Source organism: Mariprofundus ferrinatatus (assembly GCF_002795825.1).
GTDB lineage: Bacteria > Pseudomonadota > Zetaproteobacteria > Mariprofundales > Mariprofundaceae > Mariprofundus > Mariprofundus ferrinatatus.
Genome location: NZ_CP018800.1, coordinates 381820 through 404568 on the forward strand (window position 1 = coordinate 381820; position 22749 = coordinate 404568).

General features: G+C 55.0%; 22 protein-coding genes and 1 riboswitch. Of the genes, 16 read left to right on the plus strand and 6 right to left on the minus strand.

Going from position 1 to position 22749, the window contains the following annotated elements:
• The first annotated feature begins 62 nt into the window (after window positions 1–62).
• From lon to Ga0123462_RS01910, 4 genes are all read left to right on the plus strand, one after another.
• A complete protein-coding gene (lon, locus tag Ga0123462_RS01895) occupies window positions 63–2570 on the plus strand; it encodes an endopeptidase La (protein WP_100266436.1) in 2508 nt (835 codons plus the stop codon).
• Window positions 2571–2769: 199 nt separating this feature from the next.
• A complete protein-coding gene (locus Ga0123462_RS01900; protein WP_198507365.1) occupies window positions 2770–3441 on the plus strand; it encodes a response regulator in 672 nt (223 codons plus the stop codon).
• A complete protein-coding gene (locus tag Ga0123462_RS01905; protein ID WP_100264744.1) occupies window positions 3434–5284 on the plus strand; it encodes a sensor histidine kinase in 1851 nt (616 codons plus the stop codon). The genes Ga0123462_RS01900 and Ga0123462_RS01905 overlap by 8 nt, the downstream gene beginning before the upstream one ends.
• Window positions 5285–5408: 124 nt before the next feature.
• Window positions 5409–6095 carry a hypothetical protein gene (locus tag Ga0123462_RS01910; RefSeq protein ID WP_100264745.1) on the plus strand — a complete coding sequence of 229 codons (687 nt, stop codon included), beginning with the start codon at window positions 5409–5411 and terminating at the stop codon, window positions 6093–6095.
• Window positions 6096–6122: 27 nt separating this feature from the next.
• On the opposite strand, the gene lspA is transcribed toward Ga0123462_RS01910, so the two are convergent.
• A complete protein-coding gene (gene lspA, locus Ga0123462_RS01915) occupies window positions 6123–6605 on the minus strand; it encodes a signal peptidase II (protein ID WP_100264746.1) in 483 nt (160 codons plus the stop codon).
• Between the two features lie 303 nt (window positions 6606–6908).
• On the opposite strand from lspA, the gene mutS reads away from it, so the two are divergent.
• From mutS to Ga0123462_RS01950, 7 genes are read left to right on the plus strand one after another with little or no spacing between them, the layout of a single operon-like run.
• Complete coding sequence (gene mutS, locus Ga0123462_RS01920; protein WP_232726518.1) at window positions 6909–9503, plus strand: DNA mismatch repair protein MutS; 2595 nt, start codon at window positions 6909–6911, stop codon at window positions 9501–9503.
• Window positions 9500–9817, plus strand: coding sequence for a DUF4156 domain-containing protein (locus Ga0123462_RS01925; RefSeq protein WP_100264747.1), 318 nt, complete (start codon window positions 9500–9502; stop codon window positions 9815–9817). Before mutS ends, Ga0123462_RS01925 begins: the two co-directional genes overlap by 4 nt.
• Window positions 9817–12381, plus strand: a complete 2565-nt coding sequence (gene glnD / locus Ga0123462_RS01930; RefSeq protein ID WP_232726520.1) for a [protein-PII] uridylyltransferase — start codon at window positions 9817–9819, stop codon at window positions 12379–12381. The genes Ga0123462_RS01925 and glnD overlap by 1 nt, the downstream gene beginning before the upstream one ends.
• Window positions 12378–13298 carry a patatin-like phospholipase family protein gene (locus Ga0123462_RS01935; RefSeq protein ID WP_100264748.1) on the plus strand — a complete coding sequence of 307 codons (921 nt, stop codon included), beginning with the start codon at window positions 12378–12380 and terminating at the stop codon, window positions 13296–13298. Before glnD ends, Ga0123462_RS01935 begins: the two co-directional genes overlap by 4 nt.
• Window positions 13295–13972, plus strand: coding sequence for a nucleotidyltransferase family protein (locus Ga0123462_RS01940; protein WP_100264749.1), 678 nt, complete (start codon window positions 13295–13297; stop codon window positions 13970–13972). Before Ga0123462_RS01935 ends, Ga0123462_RS01940 begins: the two co-directional genes overlap by 4 nt.
• The gene (locus Ga0123462_RS01945) at window positions 13972–14433 is read left to right on the plus strand and encodes a YaiI/YqxD family protein (protein ID WP_100264750.1); all 462 of its coding nucleotides are present in this window, start codon (window positions 13972–13974) and stop codon (window positions 14431–14433) included. The genes Ga0123462_RS01940 and Ga0123462_RS01945 overlap by 1 nt, the downstream gene beginning before the upstream one ends.
• Window positions 14430–14834: an HIT family protein gene (locus Ga0123462_RS01950; RefSeq protein WP_100264751.1), complete on the plus strand. Its 405-nt coding sequence runs from the start codon at window positions 14430–14432 to the stop codon at window positions 14832–14834. Before Ga0123462_RS01945 ends, Ga0123462_RS01950 begins: the two co-directional genes overlap by 4 nt.
• A 103-nt stretch (window positions 14835–14937) precedes the next feature.
• Here the strand turns inward: Ga0123462_RS01950 and Ga0123462_RS01955 are convergent, their stop codons facing one another.
• The 5 genes from Ga0123462_RS01955 to apbC all read right to left on the minus strand — a co-directional run bounded on the left by Ga0123462_RS01955 (window position 14938) and on the right by apbC (window position 18266).
• Window positions 14938–15402, minus strand: a complete 465-nt coding sequence (locus Ga0123462_RS01955) for a response regulator (RefSeq protein ID WP_100264752.1) — start codon at window positions 15400–15402, stop codon at window positions 14938–14940.
• Window positions 15403–15558: 156 nt separating this feature from the next.
• Window positions 15559–16128, minus strand: a complete 570-nt coding sequence (locus Ga0123462_RS01960; RefSeq protein WP_100264753.1) for a methyltransferase domain-containing protein — start codon at window positions 16126–16128, stop codon at window positions 15559–15561.
• A 123-nt stretch (window positions 16129–16251) separates the two neighbouring features.
• Window positions 16252–16476, minus strand: a complete 225-nt coding sequence (locus Ga0123462_RS01965; protein ID WP_100264754.1) for a sulfurtransferase TusA family protein — start codon at window positions 16474–16476, stop codon at window positions 16252–16254.
• A 153-nt stretch (window positions 16477–16629) separates the two neighbouring features.
• Window positions 16630–17118 carry a DsrE/DsrF/DrsH-like family protein gene (locus Ga0123462_RS01970; RefSeq protein ID WP_100264755.1) on the minus strand — a complete coding sequence of 163 codons (489 nt, stop codon included), beginning with the start codon at window positions 17116–17118 and terminating at the stop codon, window positions 16630–16632.
• Between the two features lie 74 nt (window positions 17119–17192).
• Window positions 17193–18266, minus strand: a complete 1074-nt coding sequence (gene apbC, locus Ga0123462_RS01975) for an iron-sulfur cluster carrier protein ApbC (RefSeq protein ID WP_100264756.1) — start codon at window positions 18264–18266, stop codon at window positions 17193–17195.
• A 305-nt stretch (window positions 18267–18571) separates the two neighbouring features.
• A riboswitch (SAM riboswitch) is annotated at window positions 18572–18706 on the plus strand.
• Between the two features lie 109 nt (window positions 18707–18815).
• Between apbC and thrC the strand changes: the two genes are divergently transcribed.
• The 5 genes from thrC to moeB all read left to right on the plus strand — a co-directional run bounded on the left by thrC (window position 18816) and on the right by moeB (window position 22605).
• A complete protein-coding gene (gene thrC / locus Ga0123462_RS01980; protein WP_100266439.1) occupies window positions 18816–20066 on the plus strand; it encodes a threonine synthase in 1251 nt (416 codons plus the stop codon).
• Between the two features lie 35 nt (window positions 20067–20101).
• On the plus strand, window positions 20102–20380 hold the full coding sequence (locus Ga0123462_RS01985) for a ubiquitin-like small modifier protein 1 (RefSeq protein ID WP_100264757.1): 279 nt from the start codon (window positions 20102–20104) through the stop codon (window positions 20378–20380).
• The gene (locus Ga0123462_RS01990) at window positions 20380–20619 is read left to right on the plus strand and encodes an NIL domain-containing protein (RefSeq protein ID WP_100264758.1); all 240 of its coding nucleotides are present in this window, start codon (window positions 20380–20382) and stop codon (window positions 20617–20619) included. The genes Ga0123462_RS01985 and Ga0123462_RS01990 overlap by 1 nt, the downstream gene beginning before the upstream one ends.
• A gap of 182 nt (window positions 20620–20801) precedes the next feature.
• Window positions 20802–21734: a cysteine synthase A gene (gene cysK, locus Ga0123462_RS01995; RefSeq protein ID WP_100264759.1), complete on the plus strand. Its 933-nt coding sequence runs from the start codon at window positions 20802–20804 to the stop codon at window positions 21732–21734.
• A 46-nt stretch (window positions 21735–21780) separates the two neighbouring features.
• Window positions 21781–22605 (plus strand): molybdopterin-synthase adenylyltransferase MoeB, encoded by an 825-nt coding sequence (moeB, locus tag Ga0123462_RS02000; RefSeq protein WP_100264760.1) that lies wholly within the window; start codon window positions 21781–21783, stop codon window positions 22603–22605.
• The last annotated feature ends 144 nt before the right edge of the window (window positions 22606–22749 follow it).

The window sequence follows — 22749 nt, forward strand, 5'->3', positions numbered from 1 at the left end:
GGGATGCTAGCGTATGAATTCAAGTCTTGAAAAAAGATGAGGGTAACCTTAAAAAAGCATTTATGAAGCCAGACGATATTCACGACCCTGAAATTGTAGATGAGACCGATCCTGTAGAGGATGCGGCTGACAGCGATGGTACAACCACGGAGGCCTTGCTGGTTCGAAGCGATGACGCCCTTCCCAGTCAGTTGACCCTCCTGCCGCTCTCCAACCGGCCGCTTTTCCCAGGACTTGTGGTTCCGCTTGTTTATGAGAATGAGGAGATGACCCGTGTTGTTCGCGAGCTGGCAGCAAGCCATATGCAGCATATCGGTCTGGTTCTGGTCAAGGATGAGAGTGGGCCGTACGAGCCGGACAATCTCTACAGGGTTGGGGTGGTGGCGCGAGTCGCCAAAGCTGTGGAGATCGAGGGTCATGGCCTGCATCTGGTGGTTGAGTGCCTGCGCCGTTTCAGGATCGACAGTTTCATTACTAATGAGCATCCGATCCGTGTGAAGGCAACCTACCGCGTCGAGACATCCTATGAGGATAATGTCGAACTGCGTGCCTACACCGTTGCCGTGATCAATACGATCAAGGAGCTGCTCAAGCATAATCCGCTGCACGAGGAGGAGCTGCGGCTGTTCGCCTCCCGTTTTGATGTCAATGAGCCCAACCGCCTGGCTGATTTTGCCGCCAGCCTGACCACGGCCAGTCGCGAGGATCTGCAGGATATCCTTGAAACCTATCCGATCTATGATCGCCTCAAGAAGGTGGTCACCCTGCTAAATCGTGAACTCAATGTCAGCAAGGTGCAGAGCAAGATTCGTGAACGAATTGATGAGCGTGTCTCCGACCAGCAGCGGCGCTTTTTCCTGCAGGAGCAGTTGCACGAAATCCAGCGCGAACTTGGCATGAATGAAGATCCGCGCGATAAGGAGATTGAGGATTTCAGGGAGAAGGCGAAAAAACTGAAATTCAGCAAAGAGGCACAGAAGGCCTTTGATGAGGAGCTGGAGAAGCTGACGATGCTTGAACCCTCCTCTCCCGAGTACGGTGTTACTCGCGCCTACCTTGACTGGCTCACCTGCCTGCCCTGGGGCAGGACATGCCGTGACCGCTATAACCTGAAGGCTGCCAGTCGCGCCCTGAACAAGGATCACTCAGGTCTTGAAGATGTGAAGGATAGAATCCTCGAATTTATCGCCGTTGGTGGCCGCAAAAAGCAGGTGGGCGGTTCAATCATCCTGTTTGTGGGGCCTCCGGGCGTTGGCAAAACATCGATCGGCAGGGCAATTGCCGAGGCGGTCGGCCGTCCATTCTTCCGCTTTTCTGTAGGTGGCATGCGCGATGAAGCTGAGATCAAGGGGCACCGGCGCACCTATATCGGCGCAATGCCGGGTAAGATAGTACAGGCTCTCAAGAGAGTTGAGGTGGCCAATCCGGTGATCATGATCGACGAGGTGGACAAGATCGGAAATGATTTCCGCGGCGATCCGTCATCGGCACTGCTTGAGGTTCTCGATCCCGAGCAGAACTCGGACTTTATGGATCACTATCTCGATGTCCGCTTCGATCTGTCGCAGATTCTCTTCCTGCTCACGGCCAACCAGCTTGATACCGTGCCGAGGCCACTGCTCGATCGTGCCGAAATTATTCATCTTGCCGGTTATATGCCGAGCGAGAAGATCGAGATTGCACGCAAACACCTCTGGCCCAAGCAGCTGCGTGAGCATGCGGTCGACCGTGAAGAGGTGGTGCTTACCCCCGCTGTGATCAAGCATCTGGTGGAGGATTATGCCCGCGAACCGGGGGTTCGCCGTCTTGAGGGGCTGCTGAAAAAGATTCTTCGCAAGGTTGCGCGCAATGTTGCCGAGGGCAAAATCGAGACGCCCGTGCGGATTGGTGTTTCCGATATTTCCGATTATGTCGGCAAACCGCGTTTCCGCGAGCAGGCTATCAAGGTGGGGGTTGGCCTCTCCACTGGACTTGCATGGACGGCCCTCGGTGGTACGACACTGTCGCTGGAGGCAACCATTGCCCACTACGACCGCCGTGGCATGAAGGTGACCGGTCAGCTGGGCAAGGTGATGCAGGAGTCGGCCGAGATTGCCTACTCCTACATTACGGCCAATCTTGAGCGATTCGGTGCCCCTGCCGATTTCTATGACAGCGCATTTATCCACCTGCATGTACCTGAGGGTGCAGTGCCGAAGGATGGGCCATCAGCAGGTATTACAATTGCCACGGCACTTCTCTCGCTGGCGCTTGATAAAGCGCCTGCACGTATCACCATGACGGGAGAGCTGACGCTGACCGGGGATGTGCTGCCGATTGGAGGCGAGCGTGAGAAGCTGCTGGCTGCCAAACGGCTTGGGATTTCAGAAGTGATTCTTCCCGCTGCCAACGAGGTGGATGTGGCTGAGCTTCCGAAGAGCGTGTGTGAAGGGCTGGTTATCCACTATGCCCGCCACTTCAGGGATGTCGCACGACTGATGTTCGGCGTCCGCATGCGTCCGGCCAAGAAGCAGGCTCCCAGGCCAAAAGCGCATCATGCCGCTGGCAACAGCAGCGAAGAGGACTCATAAGAAGAGCGCTTTTTTTGCGGGGAGAGATCTCCCTGTTCCCCTGCATGAAATGTGACTAATCCCCAAAATCAATTTTTTCTGCTATTAATATCTCTTATAGGCAGGAGGCCGGGTCTATAAGGCGCCAGGATCTGTGTACCAGCTCTGAGTGTCAGCATAGTTCCCTCAGGCAGGAGCCAGTGACCGGGAGGTGTTTCTGGTGGACGCTCAGGACAAACGGCTTCCAAGAGTTCTTATCGTTGAAGATGATGAGCACGTCAGACGCTATTTCGAAAGATCCATTCATCAGCATGACCATCTGTCACTGTTCGGATCGGTCGGAAGCTTCAGGGATGCAGTGGAAAAGCTTGCCGATAGTCCGGATGTGATGCTGGTCGACCTTGGTCTGCCCGATGGCAACGGGGCAGATCTGATCCGGCTGCTCAAAAACAGTTCTCCACAAAGTGAAGCGATCGTCATTACCGTGTTTGCCGATGAGTTCCGGGTTGTTGAAGCGATCAAGGCCGGAGCAACCGGTTACCTTCTCAAGGACTCCATGCCGGATGATATCGGTGATCTGATTGTGCGGATGCTGGCTGGCGATGCGCCGATCAGCTCTTCGATAGCCCGGCATATACTGAAAATGTTTAACACCCAGCCGGATCCGGTTCCTGAAAGCGTGGAGGAAAGCCTGCTCAGCAAGAGAGAACTTGAAGTGTTGCAGCTGGTGGCGCGCGGATTTAATCGTGAAGAGATAGCGAATTATATGGAACTCAGTATCCATACTGTCGTTTCGCATATTCGCCACATCTATCAAAAACTCGAAGTTCATAGCCGAAACGAAGCGGTATTCGAGGCAGTTCAGCTGGGGCTGATCAAGCTGAATGAGTAAGATTCATTTCGGCACTGTTGCTTTGGTGCTGCTGTTTTTGGGTTGTAGCCAGATCTCTGGGGATGGGCCAGCCTCTTCGCTGCGGCTGGATCGCGCCGAAGCCCTTGTTTCTGATGATCCACATCACCTGCCGTTTGATGCAGTCGAGTGGGAGAGAGTGGCGCTTCCTGATGCCTGGGATAAAACGCGCCCGGGTCTGTCAGGAGGGGTCTGGTACCGGATCCCTGTATTAATCAGCGGCCAAGTCAATGAACCATGGGCTGTCCTGCTGCCAAGGTTCAGCATGAATGCTGCCATCTGGTGGAACGGTAGAATGCTGGGTTCCGGTGGCAGTATGAGTGATCCTGTTGCTCGTAACTGGTCACGGCCTCTCTCTCTGCTGTTGCCTGCAGATTCATTGGAGCAGGGGGAACATTGGCTCTATATCTATCTTCGGGCACTTGCCCATGATGCTGGCGGCCTGGGATATGTCTATGTAGGTCCGCATAAGTATTTGAAGCCGCTTTTTGAAAGAAACACCTTTATACATATTACCCTCGCATGGGTTGCGCTTGTGATCACCAGTGTGATCACACTGGTGATGGGGGTACTGTGGTTCTTGCAAAAGAAGCATCTTGAGCTCTTCTGGATGGCACTGGCAGGCCTCTTCTGGAGTTTTGTTATTGGCAACCAGGTGCTCAAGTACCCTCCGGTTTCTCACTACTACTGGGAGTGGATAGTTTTCTCATCTCTGGGCGGGTTCACTGTTTGCCTGCTCATGGCGGTGCACCGGTTCATTGAGAGAGGTAATGAGCATCTGGAGAGGGCGATTGTTGCCATCTACGTGCTTAACTCGCTGCTGGCCCTTGCATATTCAGGGGGCAATCTGGTGATCTGGTTCAATTTCTTTCATATCGCTTCGATTGCCCTTGGGTTCTATATGGTTTGCCTCTGCCTTTGGCACTATCGACAGACCGGAATGATAAAAGCGTTGTGGATGGGTATGGCAATTTCATGTGCCATGCTGTTTGCAGGCCACGACTGGTGGGTGACCATTCACGCCGAGCACCTTACAAGCCTGTTTGTCATGCAGTTCGGTCCGCCGTTGATGCTACTGCTGATCGGTGGGTGGATGCTGATGCACGTCTCATCTTCACTCAGGTCTCAGGAGCAGCAGCGACTTGAGGCCGAGGAGAAGGTGGCGGAAATCTCCATCAAATTGCAGCAGGAGAGTAAAAGACGACTGGAGCTTGAACGGAAGCGAATCCTGACCGAAGAGCGCCATCGCTTTACCCGCGAACTGCATGACGGCATGGGGGGGCATCTTGTGGCACTGAAGTCGATGCTCGCTGAGAAGGGGGCAGAGGCCGATAACGCACCGTTTTCCGAAGTGCTTGATCAGGCAATACGGGATATGCGCCTCATTATCGATGCGGTTGGCGATGAGTGTGATGATATCGGTATGATCCTGGGGTTGCTCCGCTCACGCATGGAGCACGAATTGAAGGCTGCAGATCTGCATGTGACATGGAATATGATCAGTCTGCCCGCCGGTTGTCTGCTGAGGGAGGGGAGTTCCATTCATCTGGTGCGGATTCTGCAGGAGGCCATTACCAATATTATCCGCCATGCCGATGCAAGCTGGGTGGAGATCAGGGCCACTGAGTTCAGACAGGGAAGCAAATCCATGGTTCGCATAGATGTTGCGGATAACGGTGAGGGCATTGTGCAGAAAAATAGCCGCGGCAGGGGTATTGGTAACATGGAGCAGCGCTGTGAAGTGCTGGGTGGGCAACTTTCCGTAGAAGGCAATCCCCATGGTGGAACACTGGTTAGCTTGACGCTGCCATGCCGGGAACTCTGATATACGACCACACAGGCTCCTCTCTGCAGATATGGCATAACACATTCGTGTTATATCCGAGATGTAAGCCTTTCAACTACAATTTCACTATCAGGAAATAACCAATTCTGTTGAGGAGATTGTTATGAGATATGCAGGAATTGCTACAATGAAAAGCGATGAAAACCTGGCAAGGGAAATCATTGAAGACATCAATAATCTGAAAGTGTTCCATATCGACAGTAAGAGAGGGCTGAAGATGATCTTCTCAACAGGCATATTCGCATATGGCTTTGAGCTTCTGGAGAGGAGAAGGCATACAAGAGCGTTTCAGGGCCTGCTCGATGGTTACCTGAAGAGCGGCAGATATCCGGTCTCACTGAAGAAAGCAATGGAGGGGAAAGAGGAGGTTGATGAGTCTGAAGTGCACAGGTTTTCTGACAGTGTTGATAAAGAGCATGTGATTAAACAGTTCGTCTCATTTGCGCTGTTCAAGAAGCTCTATATTGTCAAAGATCTATCGAAATCAGGCAGGCTGGATGAGATCAGGCTGGATGAGATGCGGGCGTCCATCCATTTCTTCGACACGGTTCTGTCCGACCTGAAGCCACATGTGGATGAAAAAACCAGACGGGTAATCAGCCATGCCCTGACCATTGGTGCCGATATTATCTCCCTGATCCAGATCAAGGAGCGGAGCCACAGCAACCACCTTAAGCCCCTTTTTGCAGCGGTGGCCATGTTTGTAGCCTGTTACCTGCTGGCGTTCACATTCATCGATCTTGGCGCATCCTACAGGGCGCTTATCGCTTTCGTGTCGCTTGATTACTGAGCCGGGACCGCACCCGGAGAAGGGTGTTTATCGATGCCTGAAACTGGTGATCAGTAGCAGGACGACTGAAACAGAGATGCAGGCGTCAGCAACATTGAATGCAGGCCAGTGGTACTCATTTCCGTTGGTCCGCACATACCAGTCGACAAAATCGACAACATAACCGAGTTGCATCCGATCCCATATATTGCCGACGGCACCAGCCAGAATCAGTACCAGCAGCCAGGAGGTGATGCCGTAACGCCTGCGCTCCTGCCACCACCAGAAGAGAACAGCAATGGCGATACCGATGGTAACTCCGAGCAGCAGATAAACCCGCCAGGCATCGGGCAGGTTGGCAAACATCGAAAAGGCCACGCCATAGTTATAGGCGCGAACGATATTGAAATAACCCTCGATGACGACAAAAGCGTGGAAGTCAGGCTGCTGAATCCACCATTTGCTTATCTGATCGGCGGCAACCAGCAGCGCAAACAGGGTTATCTGTAACAGTGTTCGTCTCTTCGTCATGACCCGTCCTTAAGTAGCCGGAACGCTCCGGTGCATATCGGGCGAAGTCAACGCTCAAACGCAGCGCTGCTGAATAATTCATGATCTGGATCACATCTTCAGCCCGCACGACTGTTACTGTCACTCCTGTTGCAACCCTTCTGGCAACAGATATGTGAGCAACAGTGCTTTTTCACACATGGCCCGGGTAAATATGCGTCCCTCCCCCTTCCCTTCCCTAGCATGTTTCCCGGGCCTAAGCATTTCCTGAAAAGATCACCAAACATGCTTAAGTAACGCAGAGCGGCGTGTTACATTGCGGGCATGGTAAAGAAGAAGAGCGAAACGGCTCACACCCCCATGATGCAGCAGTATCTGAAGATCAAATCCGAACATTCGGATTGCCTGCTCTTTTATCGCATGGGCGACTTCTACGAGATGTTTTTCGAGGATGCGGTCGACGCATCAAAGATTCTCGATATCACCCTGACCAAGCGTGGAAAATCGGGTGGCGAAGATATTCCCATGGCGGGCGTGCCATGGCATCAGGCCGAAGGCTATCTGGCCAGGCTTGTTGCCGCCGGCAAGAGGGTGGCGGTATGCGAACAGATGGAGCCGCCCGACGGCTCCAAGGGGCCGGTCAGGCGCGAGGTGGTGCGCGTTGTTACCTCAGGCACCATTACCGAAGCGGAGTTGCTGGATCATTCCCGTTCGGCTCCGCTTGTAGCCTGCTACAGGAAGGGTGAGAAGTGGGGGTTAGCGGCGGTTGATCTCTCATGCGGCCACTGGCGTCTGCTGGAAGGGTCCGGTGATCTGCTGCTTGATGAGCAGCTGGCAGTCATGGCTCCGGCAGAGCTGCTTCTGACCACATCCGACGATTCGCGGCACAGTGTTCCGGTCAATCGACCGGGGGATTGGAGTTTCAGTCCAGCCGTCGCGCGCGAGCAGCTGGAGCGCCATTTCGGCGTGACCGATTGGGACTCGCTCAATCTTGAGCAGCACGAAGCTGCCGCTTCGGCAGTTGGCGCAGTGCTGGCCTATCTCGGGCAGACCCAGAAATGTGCGCTTGAGCACCTCTCGCTGCCGGTATTTGCTGAGCAGGGCGAGGGGATGCGTATCGATATGCGCTCCAGACGCAACCTCGAACTCTACTGTTCGCTGAATGGTGACCCCAAGGGTGGTCTGATCCATGTGCTGGATGAGTCGAAGACGCCGATGGGGGCACGGCTGCTGCGTGCGTGGATCGACCGGCCGCTAACCAACCTTGCCGAGTTGAATGAGCGACAGAATGCGGTGCAGAGCCTGCTCGATGATCAGGAGGCGCTGCATGCGCTACGCCATGGGTTGAGTGGCGTGCGTGATATGGAGCGCATGCTGACCCGTATCGTATTGAATCGGGCCAGCCCGCGTGACTACAGGGGGCTGGCTGAGGCGATGGTCGCACTGCCAGAGCTCTATGCCATCATCGGTGATCGCAGCGGCCTGTTTGCCGAGATGGTGCAGGCGATGCAGGGGCTTGAATCGCTGGCGGAGGAGCTGGACCGTGCCATTATCGAGGCGCCGGCACAGGTGTTTCGCGATGGCGGAGTGATTCGGGAGGGATATGACGCAGAGCTTGATCGCCTGCGTGGACTGGCACTGGATGCGGATGCATGGCTTCGAGAGTATGAGGCTAAAGAGCGCGCGCGAACGGGGCTGGCCAATCTGCGTGTGAAATACAACAAGGTTTTCGGCTATTTCATCGAGATTTCCAAGGTTCAGGCGAAGGATGCGCCGCCAGAATATGTGCGCAAACAGACGCTGGTCAATGCCGAACGTTTCATTACCGATGAGCTGCACCGCTTTGAGTCCGAGATTCTGGGTGCCAAAGATGCTGCACTCGTCCGTGAGGGTGAGCTTATCGAGCTGCTGCGTCGGAAGCTGTGTGGTGCTGCAGCATCGATTCAGAAGGCAGCACAGGCCGTGGCTAAAATTGATGTGCTGAGCTGCTTTGCGCATCTGGCCAGGAGCTACCGCTATGTCAGGCCCGAGGTGCACAGCGGTCGCAGCATGAAGCTGGTTGGAGGCCGCCATCCGGTGGTCGAGCGCTTCCTCGAGAGCGACGAACCGTTTGTAGCCAATGACACCCATATGGATTTGAAGAGTCGTCGTTTCATGCTGCTTACCGGCCCCAATATGGGAGGTAAGTCGACCTACATGCGGCAGGTGGCATGGATTGTATGGCTTGCGCACACCGGATGTTTTGTGCCGGCCGATGAGGCGCGCATCCCCCTTACCCGGCGTATCTTCACCCGTGTCGGTGCAGGCGATGAACTGACCAGTGGCCGCTCTACCTTTATGGTTGAGATGATGGAGACGGCAACGATCCTCAATCAGCTGGAGCCGCGCTCGCTGGTGATTGTCGATGAGATAGGGCGCGGCACCAGCACATGGGATGGACTGGCCATTGCCTGGTCGGTGGCCGAGCAACTGATCGCCGCCCCCGATGTGTTGACCTTGTTCGCTACCCACTACCATGAGCTGACCGAACTGCCCGACGACTTCGATGAGGCCTTCAATGCCTCGGTCACGGTGCGCGAATGGAACGGCTCGGTGATCTTCATGCATCAGGTGATCGAGGATGCCGCCGACCAGTCCTACGGTATCGCCGTGGCACAACTGGCCGGATTGCCACGCGAGGTGATCAAGCGGGCGCGCGAGCATCTGTTCAGGCTTGAGCACGGCTCGGAGCTGGCAGCCGAGAGCGGCAAGCCACAGCTTGGGCTGTTTGCCGTGGCTGAGAAACGGCAGCAGGAGCGCGATCTGGAACGGTTACGAGACATTGAAACATTACTGTCAGCAACAGATATCGAATCGATGCGGCCGGTCGATGCACTGCTGCTGCTGGATAAATTGAAAAACGAGGTGGATCGAAAATGAAGCTATTACCTGGAATATGTCTCTTTTTTCTGTTGCTGGCAGGTGGATGCACATGGGTGAAACCGACTGATGCAGGCATGTTGGTCTCAGTCAGCACATTCGAGCAGGTTGCTGCCTGTGGCAAGCTCGGCAAGGTGACAGTGAACGTTCTGGACAGCATCGGTTTTATCCCACGCTCTGAACGGAAGATGGCCGAAGAGTTGCAGACGATGGCGAAAAACAGTGCTGCCGAGATGAATGGCGACACCATTGTTGCGGTGAGCAAGGTAACTGATGGCGAACAGGCATTTAATGTTTACCGGTGCGGTAAATAGTGTTGCATAGCAGGGAAGCCTTAAAGCAGCTGCATGCAGCTGTTGCCGATGCATTCAGTGCGGGAGCAAGTGGCACGGAGTTGACCCGTATAATGTGCAGCGGTGTGGATGAGTTGTTGATCAGCCTATGGCAGAAGAAGGCTCCGACAGCTGCTGCCTGCATCGATCTGGTGCTTGTCGGTGGCAATGGACGGGGTGAACTGGCCCCAAAATCGGACTGGGATATCTGGTTTCTGGTGGCTGGCGACTGTTCCGAGGCTGTGGAGGAGGAGATCCAGGGGTTCCTGCTTGCACTTTGGGATATGGGGGCAAAGATCGGCCATGCAGTACGCTCAGTAAAAGAGTGTCTCGACCATGTGAATGAGGACTGGAACAGCGCCACGGCAGCTTCGGAATCGCGCCTGCTGACAGGCCCCGGCCAATTGTACGGCGAACTCCAGGCCGGACTGGAGAAGTTTTTCAAAAAGAGGCGCAAGGCATTTGTCGAAGCGAAGCTGGAGGAGGTCAAGGCTCGGCATAATCGCACCGGCGGAACCGCCTTCTGGATGGAACCGGATATCAAGGAGGGCAAGGGGGGCTTGCGCGATGTGCAGGCGGTCTTCTGGATGGCCAAGGTATGGTATGGCTGTGAAAATATTGCCGAACTGGTTGAGAAGGGCGCGATCTCGATTGTTGAGCGCGACCATCTGCTGAGTGCGCAGGATTTTCTCTGGCGTTGCCGCACCGGCCTGCATCTGATGATGCGCCGTCCATCGGACCGTCTCGGTTTCGAGCAGCAGGCGCTGCTGGCCGAGGAGATGGGCTACCAGCCAATACCACCCCGGCCGGCCGTGGATGCTTTCATGAAGGAGTACTTCAGGCATGTCGGGCGTATTGCACGGGTATCCAGCCTGCTGTTCATGCATTTCAGGGAGCAGCTGAATCCGAAACTCTTTTCGTTTACCCGTTCGATTGATCACGGCTTCACCCTTGAAGGCAAGCGGCTGAGCATTGTCGATGACAACGTGTTCAGAGAGGAGCCGCTCAGGTTGCTGCGGATTTTCCGTGAAGCGCAAAAGGGAAAACGGCGCCTCTCAAGCAGGGCTCTCCGGCAGATTCGTGAGGATGTACTGCTGATTGATGATGCCATGCGAGACGATCCGATAGCGCAGCGCATCTTTCTGAAAATCCTGCGCAGCAAGCGCAATGTTCAATGGGCGCTCAGGCAGATGCACGACACCGGTGTGCTGGGCCGTTTTATCCCTGAATTTCGTGATATCGTGGGGCTGGGGCAGTTTAACCAGTATCACGCGTTCACTGTAGATGAACATACGATCAGAGCGATCGGGGAGGCGCGGAACTTCTTTCATCGCGATCGCTATGTTCGGCTGCCGCTGGCTCACGAAGTGTGCCATAAGATCAGTCGGCCTGAACTGCTCTACATTGCGCTGATCTTCCACGACATTGCCAAGGGGTTGCCGGGTGACCACTCGGAAGTGGGGGCGAAGATGGCCCGTCGGTTCTGCAAGCGTATGCAGCTCGATATTGATGCCGTGGAGCTGGTGGAGTGGCTGGTCAAAGAGCATCTGTTGATGGCCGTGAAGAGCCAGCGCTTCGATCTCTCGGATCCCGGGGTGATCCGCGCCTTTGCCGATCGGGTAGGTAACCAGAATCGACTTAACTATCTGCTGCTTCTGACCGTGGCCGATATTGCAGCAGTTGGTCCCAATGTCTGGAACGACTGGAAGGGATCGCTGCTATCCGAGCTCTATCGGCTAACCGAAAACTATTTCCTCAGTGACGAGACCGTCACTGAAACCGCCGAGCGCCTCTACCAGACACGGGTTCGCTCTATGCTCAATAGCGTGGAAGGCGACGAGGCTACAATCAGAGAGACGCTGGAGCTGATGTCTAGGCAGTGCGTGATGCATTTTCCGCCGCGTCAGCTGATGGATATTGTGCCTCTGATCGCAGGCTCTGATGGTAATGCGGTGAAATACTGGGTCGACAACGATCGCAGCGAAACGCTTTTTTATATCGTTGCGCATCCACGCCCAGGCATGTTTGCAGCACTTGCGGCAGCTCTCACCTCGGGTCACGCCAGCATCCTGGCAGCCCAGGCCTATATGCTGAATGACGGGCGCGTGCTCGATGTGTTCCATCTCCAGGGTCCGAACGGCAAGCCATTTAATATCCACTCCGACCTTGAGCGGCTGGAGGCCAAGACCCGCAATCTTCTTGCAGCGGAGACCTTGCCGACACTTGTCTTTGATAAGAAGTTCAAGGTGAATCTGCTGATGCGCAATGTGCGTGTGCGTGTGCGCGAACTGCCGAAGGCATCCTTCCGTGAAACGGCGATCGAAGTCTCCACCGCCGATCAGCCGAGGCTGCTGGCACGGCTTGCAGATGCCATCGCGCGCGAGGGCTACTCACTGCACGGCGCATCGGTCTCGACTTTCGGTGAACGTGCAGTCGATGTGTTTTTTATTGCCGGTGACAATTCCGGTCCTCTTAGCGATGAGCAGATAGGTGACCTTTGCGCTAAACTCTCCGAAGTGGCTGCACTGCCCGAGGATAATGCATGAGTTTTCTGGATCGCATCTTTGCTGCCCGTGAACAGAAGAAGAGTGGCTTCGTACTGGCGCTCGGCGGTGGTGGTGGCCGCGGCCTTGCCCATCTTGGTGTACTGGAGGTGCTTGAGGAGCATCACCTGAAACCCGACGTGATAGTCGGCAGCAGTATCGGCGCGCTGTTTGGCGGCATGTATGCCGTGACCCCTGATGCGCGCTTGGTGATTCGCCGGGCGGAAGAGATTCTGGCTTCCGACCTGTTTGGCAGTATCGAGCTGCCGGTTCTGGGTGAGGAGGAGGATGAGAGCTGGTTGAGTCGGCTCACTTCTGCAGCCAAGCAGACCATCCTCTATACCCGTGCGGCGACAGACACCTCTTTTGCGGATACCAATGCGCTGGTGGATATTGCATTTGGCTTCTGTGGCGGAGAGTTCTTCTCCGATGCCAAGATTCCTCTGTTTGTCACGGCAGTTCAGTTTCCGGGCGGGGAGTGCGAGATATTCTCTATCGATTCAGGTGTGAAAATGCCGTGTGCTATTGCTGCCAGCATGGCCATTCCCGGCGTCTTCGACCCGGTTTCGATTGCCGGTAGAAAATATGTCGATGGCGGAGTGGCTTCGGAGCTGCCTTCAAAAGAGGCGCGAATGGTTGCACGGCCTGACCAGCTGGTGGTGGCTGTCAATGTCGGTTCCCGCCCAAGGCCTGATGTGGAGCCTGCGAATGTCTACGGCATGCTCGACTGGACCAACGAGATTAAATCGCTCTATCTGCGCCGTTATTCGAAGGAGTATGCGGATATCGTGATCGAGCCGCTGGTCTCTTTCACACAGTGGCACGATTTTTCCAATCCCGAGCAGGAGATCGATCGCGGCAGGCAGGCGGCCTATGAGCAGATGCCGAAGCTGATCGCTATGCTGGGACGGGACAAGTGAGTGTCGATCGCGCCGTGGTATTGGCTGCAGGGCTCGGAACGCGGCTGAAGTGGCTGACCGATTCGCGCCCCAAGGCGCTGATGCATGTGGCGGGCGAGCCGGTCATCGGACACCTGATCCGCTCGCTGGTTTCGCAGGGAATCTCCGATATCGCCGTCAACGCCCACCACCATGCCCATGCGTTGAAGACGTACCTCGGCGACGGCAGCCGCTTCGGTTGTCGCATCCGTATCAGCTACGAACCGGTGCTGCTCGATTCCGGCGGCGGTGTGAAACAGGCGCTGGACTTTCTTCCCGGCAGTGGCCCGGTGGCAGTCTGTAATGCCGATGTGTTATCTGATTTCGATATCGGCAGGCTTGCAAATGTGATTCCCGATAGCGGCGCTGCGATCGGACTTGTTGAAAACGCGAGACACCATCCGGGCGGTGATTTCGCGCTGGATGGTAGCTCTGTTCTGGCCGATGGTGATTCAAAGCTCACCTTCTCAGGTATCTCGCTCTGGCAGGAGAGGTTGTTCGACGGTTATGAAGAGGGGGCCATCTTTTCGCTTGTCGAGCCGATGCGCAAACTGATTGCCACTGGCCGCTGTGCCGGCGTCAGGCATAACGGTTACTGGTTCGATATCGGCAGACCATCCGACCTGATGCGTGCCAACAGGCTCTTCGGCCGCTGATGCGTATCTGGATTGATGCCGACGCCTGCCCGAAGGTGATCAAGGAGATACTCTACCGTGCCGCCGAGCGAGTGAAGGTTCCGCTGACGCTGGTCGCCAACATGCAGCTGCAGCATCCAAAATCAGAGTATATTGATGCCGTGAAGGTGGATGCTGGTGCCGATGTGGCCGATGCCTATATTGTTGATCACGCAGAACCGGGCGATCTGGCGATCACCGCCGATATCCCGCTTGCTGCAGGTATGATCGGGAAGGGGGGCTTTGCACTCAACCCGCGCGGGCAGATGTACACAGCCGAGAATGTGCGCAGTGCACTGAGTATGCGTGATTTTATGGACAAGCTGCGCGGCGATGGCGTCATGACCGGCGGCCCGGCCGCATTCAGTCAGGCCGACCGCATGGCCTTCGCCAACCAGCTTGACCGGTTTCTGACGAAGCAACTGAAGGAGCAACAGCCATGATTCTACATCCGCAGCTGGAGAAGGACTGTTTCGTGGTCGGGCAGCTGCCGCTATGTGCAGTTCTGCTGATGAACGACTCCAACTATCCCTGGTTTATCCTCGTGCCGCAGCGTGAAGGAGTCACCGAGATTCACCAGCTCCCGGAAGCAGACCAGCAGCAGCTGATACGCGAATCCTGCATGTTTGCTTCCGTGATCGAAAAAGAGTTCGGCGCCGACAAGATCAATATCGCCGCACTCGGAAACATGGTGCCGCAGTTGCATATCCACCACATTGTCCGTTACAAAACCGACCCCGCCTGGCCGGCCCCTGTCTGGGGGAAGTTCCCTGCCTCCCCTTATGACGAAGAAAGGTCAAGGCAGATATGTGAGGTGATAGGCAAAAGGCTGCTTGCGACCTAAACCCGGATATTCAGTTATTGAGCTATCATCTTATGATGACAAAGAGTAGAGGGATGGCTTTTTTCGATTGAATCGATATGGCAGAACAATCAGCGCCTGCAGCTTAAAAGGTTGACGGATTGGTATCCGGATGAGGGCAGGACCAGCTTTTTAGGCCAAAGGAATTTCTGTCGTCGCAGTGAGCACAGCCAATATCTTTGGAAGCCCCGAATTGCACACATTTTGATAGGTTGTTAAGTATTTTTTTGATGGACTCCGGACAATAAGGCTTGGTCAGATACATGCATGCTTTTGATTGATATTCATGCCGGATAGCAGATTCACCAGTAGCAACAATAAACTTCATCTCTGGCTTAAAGTGGTGAACCTTTTCCATCATTTCGTAACCATTCATGATAGGCATATCAATATCGGTAATTGTACCCAATGGCATTTGAAACGCTTCGGACTGCACATGGTCGACATATGCCTGCGGGCATGCAAAAGCCCTTGCAGAATAGCCGAATGATTCGATTATTTCAGCGAGGATTTCACCCAGGTATGGTTGGTCATCAACAATATGAAACATCCGCGGATACTCATAAATCACTTTTGACAGAGCAACCTCACTGTTTAGTCAGGAATATGATATCAGAAGGTGTTGCTGCCAGTTGAGATTGCCGTCGCAGGCAGCCCTTCAATGCTGTTGACGGTGAGTATTGAAAGTTGATGAAAGCAGCTGCTTTCAGATACGGATCAGAAGATGGGCAAGTTCAAAGCGGCCGGAAGGGTGGGGGACTTCGTTGCCATTGTCCGGCCACTGCCAGCGGCTGTCGCTAAACAGGTAGCTCATGTCGCTCACATCGCAGTGGAACGGCGGACCGCCTTCGGCGCCGGTCTGCATGAAGAGGGCCAGGAGTTGGCCGCCCGGTTTCAGGTGGGTATAAAGCCACTGCTCATAAGCAGGCCACTGTTCCGGTTGCAGGGCACAGAGGCAGGTCTGCTCGTAGATCGCATCGAACGGTTCAAGAATGAGTTCAAAGAGATCGCCGTGGATCAGGGTGGCAGTCAGCCTCTCCTTTTCCAGCATCGCCTGCATGTGATCAATGGCAGGGGTGGCGATATCGACAGCGGTAACGTCAAAACCGCGACGGGCAAGCTCGATCACCTCATGGCCTCGGCCGCAGCCGGGCACGAGGATGCGGCAAGGCTCCAGCTCTTTGAGCCAGTCGAGAAGGGCAGGGCTGGCATTGCCGCGATCCCAGCCGGTTTCGTTGTTGTGGTATTTGCCTTCCCAGAACGCACGATTACTCATACCCTGCTCCAACAGCCTTCATGCCGCGCTAAGCGCCGCTTATTTGTAAGGAACAAACTGCGCTCCCCCTGTCTTGAATGCAGGCCGCTTGAGCCGGAGCAGAAGAGTTCCATGGTTATCAAATTACTTCTCGATCACCAGCATATGCTTGCCTTCCTCATCGGTCGGCTCGTTGGATAGTACCTTGAAACCCTGCTCTTCGCATGAGCGGGGAACATTCTCCAGCGGTTCGCCCTCGTTAAGCAGCACTTCCAGCTGTTCGCCCTTGTTGATCTGGGCCAGCTTCAGCTTCACCTTCACAAAGGTCATCGGGCAGGTCTCGCGGGTAATATCGAGAAAATGTTTCATGTTTTTCTATACCTCGTTCGTGTCAACACGGTCCATGGACGGGCCGCCAGGATGAGGGGCTCAGCTCCTCATCTTGTGAGCGATGGCGAAATGACGTTTTTGCCATCGCGCCAGAGAACAGCGGCATGGAGGCCGGTGTTCGGGTCAAACAAATCAAATAAAGATGATATGCGAATTTTCCGATTCGTTGAGGAAGGTCGCAACGCCGGCCACATCCTTCACCTCCTCAATCATCTCGCTCTTCTCGATCTCGAGAATATGCATCGCCATTTCGCATGCGACGATGCGTACGCCAAGCAGATGTGCCGCCTCGACCAGCTCAGGCAGGGTGGCAACGTTGTGTTTCTTCATCATGCCGGTCATCAGCTTGGGGCTGATGCCGCCGAAGTTAAGACGCGAAAGCGGAAGGTTGTTCAGGCCACCCATCAGGAAGTTGAAGGCTTTCGCCATAATGCTTTTGCCGGTTGCGGCACGACCCTTGTTCCTCTTCAGGGCATTGAGTCCCCAGAAGGTGAAGAACATGGTTACTTCGCGGTTGGTCGCGGCGGCACCTGTAGCGATCGTGAAGGCGGCAACGATCTTGTCGAAATCGCCGGAGAAGCAGACGATCGATATCTTTTTCTTATCAACGGGCAGGTCCATAACCATACCTCCATGCATGGAATCGGACGCCAGAATCTAGTCGCTGGCGGGAAAAGGGCAAACCGGTCAGCCGACTATCCCTGAACCATGACCGGAATATCGATCTTGCGGCTGTTCTGGATGCTGACCCTGCGGGCCACCTCGCCGGCCAGCGCGGTGTAGTGTTTTGCCTGTTCGGAGTCGGGAAAGGCTGCCACGATCGGTGTGCCCTCGTCCGCCTTTTCGCGGATTTTGATGTCGAGCGGAATATGCGCCAGCACCTCGGTTTTGAACTCCTGGCTCAGCCGCTCAGCCCCGCCTTCGGCAAAGATTGCACTGGCATGCCCGCAGTTGGGGCAGATGAACTGGCTCATGTTTTCGACAATGCCGAGCGCTGGAACGCGTGCCTTGCGGAACATCTCAATGCCTTTTCGGCAGTCGAGCAGGGCAATGTCCTGTGGTGTGGTGACCAGCACCGCACCTGTCACCGGCACCTTCTGGGTCAGGGTAAGCTGTGCATCACCGGTTCCCGGAGGCATGTCGACAAAGAGGTAGTCGAGCTCGCCCCAGGCCACATCGGTAAGCAGCTGGGAGAGTGCGCCGGCCACCATCGGGCCGCGCCAGAGCATCGCCTGATTGTCCTCGATCATGTAGCCGATTGAGATGGTTTTTACACCGTAGTTCTCCAGCGGGTGGATCGTTTTGGTGTCGTAATCGATTTGAGGCTTGTATCCGGCCAGCCCCATCATGCGCGGGATGGAGGGGCCGTAGATGTCGGCATCGAGCAGGCCGACGCGAGCGCCGGTCTGCGCCATGGCAACAGCAAGGTTGACCGCCGTGGTCGATTTACCGACGCCACCTTTTCCGGAGGCAACAGCAACGATATTGGCCACACCAGGCAGATGTTCCTTGGCCTGACCCTGGGTGGTCTTCGCACTCATGGTGACAGAAACCTTCTCAACACCGGGCAGGGAGGATACCGCAACTTCGGCCTGGCGCCGGAACTCCTCTTTAACCGGGCAGGCCGGTGTGGTCAGCTCCACCGTGAAGGCAACTTCGCCACTATTGATGGCGATGTTTTTGACAAAACCGAGGCTTACGATGTCCTTGTTAAAATCGGGATCGATAATCACCGAGAGTGCTTTGAGAATTTCAGCTTCAGTTACCACGTCGGCCTCCAGTTGGGGTCATCTTTTTTGAGGGGGTGGCACTGTGTGAAGCTTGCCCGAAAGTGTCAAGGGCACTGCTTGTGGGGGTAATGCCAAAACGGAAAAGATTAGCACCCCGCCAGGCATTGCCTGACGGGGTGCTGCCGCGTCCTTGTAAAGGGAGGGGAAAGACGCGGTTCAAGAGGGGAATTACAACCAAACACCTAACCATTTTGCGGGTATGTGTCAAACAGGGCATGCAACAAGAGTGCTTGCCTTTTTCAAAATCGTCACGATAATTCGCCGCCACTACATATTTTGATCCGGCTTTATCCAGAGCAGTGGAGGGTTACAGGCCCTGAGAAACTGCGGCAACCGGCCAAAGATGATCGCAAGAGAATCCGAGGAGAATGGTGCCAATGCCTGCCCGAAGTAATTTATTACCGAGGGAGCGATGATGGCGGGTTGTTCGTTTGGAACACCTTGGAGTTCCATCTATAGACAACCTTCGCAATTATCGCGGAGGTTTTTTTGTTTCTGGATATGGCCGAAAAAACGGAGTATCTATCAATGAGTGAAAGTATCGTTCGTGCGCTGAAGTGTCGTGAATGTGGCCAGGAATATCCGATTGAGCCGACGCATGTATGTGAGTTCTGCTTCGGGCCGCTGGAAGTGGCCTACGACTACCACAAGCTGGAGGGTAAATTCACCCGCGAGCTGATCGAGTCGCGTCCGCAGACCATGTGGCGTTATAAAGAGCTGCTGCCGATCGATGGCGAGCCAACCGTGGGTGCCCAGAACGGCTTCACCCCGCTGGTACGCGCCAGAAACCTTGAGAAGGCTCTTGGCGTCAAGGAGCTCTATATCAAGAACGATTCCGTCTGTTATCCGACCCTCTCCTTCAAGGACCGCGTAGTATCCGTGGCGCTCTCCAAGGCGGTCGAGTTCGGCTTCAAAACCGTGGCATGTGCCTCTACCGGCAATCTGGCCGGATCAGTTGCTGCCAATGCTGCGGCGGCAGGTTTGGAGTCTTATGTCTTTATCCCTCACGATCTCGAGCAGGGCAAGGTGCTCGGTGCGGGCATTTTCGGCACCAATATCATTGGCATCAAAGGCAAGTACGACGATGTAAACCGTCTCTGCTCCGAAGTGGCCGGCAAATACGGCTGGGCCTTCGTAAATGTGAATGTGCGCCCCTTCTATGCCGAAGGCTCCAAGTCGCTCGCCTATGAAATGATGGAGCAGCTGGGCTGGAAGGCGCCGAAGCATGTGGTTGTGCCGATGGCGTCAGGATCCCTCTGCACCAAGGTGGACAAGGCGATCAAGGAGTTCATCAAGCTCGGCCTGATCGAAGATAACGGTACTGCTGTTTACGGCGCGCAGGCGACCGGCTGTTCGCCGATTGCCAAGTCTGTCAAGGATGGCACCGACATGATTCATCCTGTGCATGCAGATACCATCGCCAAGTCTCTGGCAATCGGTAACCCTGCCGACGGTTATTATGCCAACCGCGTGATCAATGAGTCCGGTGGCTGGGCAGAGGACATCTCCGATGAGGAGGTGATCGCTGCCATGAAGCTGCTGGCCGAGACCGAGGGTATTTTTGCTGAGACCGCAGGCGGCGTGACATTGGGTTGCGCCAAGAAGATGATTGAGTCCGGCAAGTTGCCACGTGACGAGTCGATTGTACTCTGCATTACCGGAAACGGCCTGAAGACTCAGGAAGCGGTGGTGGATGCAATTACCAAACCGCGTATTATCAATGCCAGTCTGAAAGAGTTCGACGTTCTGGCCGATGCAGACGGCGTTGCCGGCGCATAAAAAGTTTAGATTTATTTAGTAACAGGAGAGATGAAATGAGTGTAACCGTACGTATTCCAACCCCGCTGCGTAAGCTGACCGGCGGAGCCGATGAAGTATCCGTGGATGGTGCAAATGTTGGCGATGTCATTGAAAACCTTGAAGCGGCACATCCGGGCCTGAAAGAGCGTCTCTGCGACGATGCCGGCGAAATCCGTCGTTTCGTGAACGTCTACGTGAACGACGAAGATGTTCGCTTTCTTGATGGCCGCGGTACCGCGCTGAAAGATGGAGATGAGGTCTCTATCGTTCCTGCGATTGCTGGCGGCTGCTGATGAAATTCCGCGTTTATCTGACTTTTAACGCGGAGACCGTTCGCGAACCGATTATATGGAAGCTGGGCAGAGAGTTCGACCTGATCACCAATATTCGCACTGCCGAGGTGAAGGATCACATGGGCCTTGTCGGCCTTGAGCTGGATGGCGATGACGATGTGATTGATGCTGCTGTGAAATGGCTTGGCGAGCAGGGCGTTCACGTTGAGCCGATTGAACAGAATATCATTGAAGGGTGATTGGTTGATGCGAAATAACGTCCAGGTATTTTGCTTGGGCATAGGAAGAGAGCAGTGGTTTCCACCTGCTTGCAAAATAAGGGGTAAGCAACATGTTGTGTCTCCCCGTCCGCGGCTCGCGTCATATGCGCACGTATACAGATGATGTTTTATGTTCTTTGTGGTGAGTAAAGGAGTTTGATATGGCAATTTATAACAATGCTGCAGAAGCGATCGGTAATACCCCGCTGGTTCGTCTGAACCGGATCGGTGCGGATTGTGGTGCTGAAATCGTCGCCAAGCTGGAGTTTTTCAATCCGCTGAATTCGGTAAAAGACCGGATCGGCAAGGCGATGATCGAGGCGGCCGAGGCCGATGGGCGACTGAAACCGGGCGGTTTGATTGTCGAGCCGACCAGTGGTAATACCGGTATTGCACTCGCCTTCGTGGCTCGCGCCAAGGGTTATCGCTGTATTCTCACGATGCCGGAGTCAATGAGCCTGGAGCGCCGCAAGCTGCTGAAGCTGCTTGGTGCAGAGCTGGTGCTCACGCCTGCCGAGAAGGGCATGAAGGGTGCGATTGCCAGGGCTGAGGAGATCACCCACAGCACTGAGGGTGCATTCATGCCGCAGCAGTTTGAGAACCCGGCCAATCCCGAAGTTCACCGCCAAACAACGGCTCAGGAGATCTGGTCTGATTGTGACGGGAAGGTTGATGCGATCGTTGCAGGGGTAGGCACCGGCGGCACGATCACAGGTGTTGCTGAGGTACTCAAGCAGCGTAATCCTGCATTCAAGGCGTTTGCTGTTGAGCCTGCCGATTCTCCGGTCATCTCAGGTGAGGCTCCCGGCCCGCACAAGATTCAGGGTATCGGTGCGGGGTTTATTCCGAAGAACCTGAACGTGGATATTCTCGACGGCGTTGAAAAGGTCACCAACGACGAAGCCTTCGAAATGGCACGCCGCCTCTCCAATGAGGAGGGGATTCCGGGAGGTATCTCATCGGGTGCCGCCGTGACTGCGGCGGTTCGCGTGGCAAGTCGTCCTGAGATGAAGGGTAAGCGCATCGTCGTGATCATCCCTTCGATGGCAGAGCGCTATATGTCCACCGACCTTTTTAAAGGAATCGAAGTTTAATTATTGATAACCGCGGTTGTTGCAGCGGAAGATTTTGGAGAAACACGTGATCGATTTTACAGAGAAACAGATCGAGCGCTATTCGCGCCACATTATTTTGCCGGAGGTCGGCGCCGAGGGTCAGAGCAAGTTGCTCGAATCCAAGGTGTTCATGATCGGTGCCGGTGGTCTGGGCTCACCTGTCGCCTACTATCTGGCAGCAGCCGGCGTTGGAACTATCGGCATTGCCGATGCCGACGTGGTGGACTCATCCAACCTGCAGCGCCAGATTATTCATAACGAAGATCGTGTCGGCATGCCGAAGGTGGAGAGTGCGCGCGAAACGATGCAGGCGCTCAATCCGGATGTGAAGGTCAATACCTACAACTACTTTGTCACCGAGGACAATATCCGTGAAATTATCCGCGACTACGATCTGGTCATCGACGGTTGTGATAATTTCCCGACCCGTTTCCTGGTCAATGACGCGTGCTTCTTTGAGAAGAAGACACTGATCTCCGGCGCCATGTTCCGCTTTGACGGCCAGGTGGCGACTTTCAAACCGACCAGCCAGAAAGATGCACCGTGCTACCGCTGTCTCTACCCTGAGCCGCCACCAGCAGGCCTTGTGCCCTCCTGTTCCGAGGCGGGCATTCTGGGGGCGCTGGCCGGAGCGGTCGGTACCATCCAGGCGGTTGAAGCGGTTAAGGAGCTGCTTGGAATCGGCGATTCTCTGGCAGGTAAACTGATGACCTTCGATGCGCTCCGGATGGAGTGGAAGAAGCTGAAGCTGCGTAAGGATCCGGCTTGCCCGCTCTGCAGTGAGAATCCGAGCATTACCGAGCTGGTGACCTATGAGCAGTCCTGTGCGCTGCAGATGGGACATAGCTGAACATTAGAGAAGGGGAGAAACGGGCCTCTGGTCGATTCGGAACATCTGGGGGGATGCGAAGAATCGAATAACAGACCGGAGGTTCGATATCTCACCGGCGACAGCTGTCGTCACAGTAACAGCAGGGGTGAAGCGGATAGTTCC

Excerpts from the sequence above, each read along its gene's own strand:
- Ga0123462_RS01955 (WP_100264752.1), bottom strand. The coding sequence starts at position 15,402 with ATGTTTCATATTGTTGATGACCAACCATACCTGGGTGAAATCCTCGCT.
- Ga0123462_RS01935 (WP_100264748.1), top strand. The coding sequence starts at position 12,378 with ATGAGTTTTCTGGATCGCATCTTTGCTGCCCGTGAACAGAAGAAGAGT.
- thrC (WP_100266439.1), top strand. The coding sequence starts at position 18,816 with ATGAGTGAAAGTATCGTTCGTGCGCTGAAGTGTCGTGAATGTGGCCAG.
- cysK (WP_100264759.1), top strand. The coding sequence starts at position 20,802 with ATGGCAATTTATAACAATGCTGCAGAAGCGATCGGTAATACCCCGCTG.
- Ga0123462_RS01905 (WP_100264744.1), top strand. The coding sequence starts at position 3,434 with ATGAGTAAGATTCATTTCGGCACTGTTGCTTTGGTGCTGCTGTTTTTG.
- Ga0123462_RS01910 (WP_100264745.1), top strand. The coding sequence starts at position 5,409 with ATGAGATATGCAGGAATTGCTACAATGAAAAGCGATGAAAACCTGGCA.
- Ga0123462_RS01960 (WP_100264753.1), bottom strand. The coding sequence starts at position 16,128 with ATGAGTAATCGTGCGTTCTGGGAAGGCAAATACCACAACAACGAAACC.
- Ga0123462_RS01950 (WP_100264751.1), top strand. The coding sequence starts at position 14,430 with ATGATTCTACATCCGCAGCTGGAGAAGGACTGTTTCGTGGTCGGGCAG.
- Ga0123462_RS01925 (WP_100264747.1), top strand. The coding sequence starts at position 9,500 with ATGAAGCTATTACCTGGAATATGTCTCTTTTTTCTGTTGCTGGCAGGT.
- Ga0123462_RS01945 (WP_100264750.1), top strand. The coding sequence starts at position 13,972 with ATGCGTATCTGGATTGATGCCGACGCCTGCCCGAAGGTGATCAAGGAG.
- Ga0123462_RS01965 (WP_100264754.1), bottom strand. The coding sequence starts at position 16,476 with ATGAAACATTTTCTCGATATTACCCGCGAGACCTGCCCGATGACCTTT.
- Ga0123462_RS01990 (WP_100264758.1), top strand. The coding sequence starts at position 20,380 with ATGAAATTCCGCGTTTATCTGACTTTTAACGCGGAGACCGTTCGCGAA.
- Ga0123462_RS01970 (WP_100264755.1), bottom strand. The coding sequence starts at position 17,118 with ATGGACCTGCCCGTTGATAAGAAAAAGATATCGATCGTCTGCTTCTCC.
- lspA (WP_100264746.1), bottom strand. The coding sequence starts at position 6,605 with ATGACGAAGAGACGAACACTGTTACAGATAACCCTGTTTGCGCTGCTG.
- Ga0123462_RS01985 (WP_100264757.1), top strand. The coding sequence starts at position 20,102 with ATGAGTGTAACCGTACGTATTCCAACCCCGCTGCGTAAGCTGACCGGC.
- lon (WP_100266436.1), top strand. The coding sequence starts at position 63 with ATGAAGCCAGACGATATTCACGACCCTGAAATTGTAGATGAGACCGAT.
- mutS (WP_232726518.1), top strand. The coding sequence starts at position 6,909 with ATGGTAAAGAAGAAGAGCGAAACGGCTCACACCCCCATGATGCAGCAG.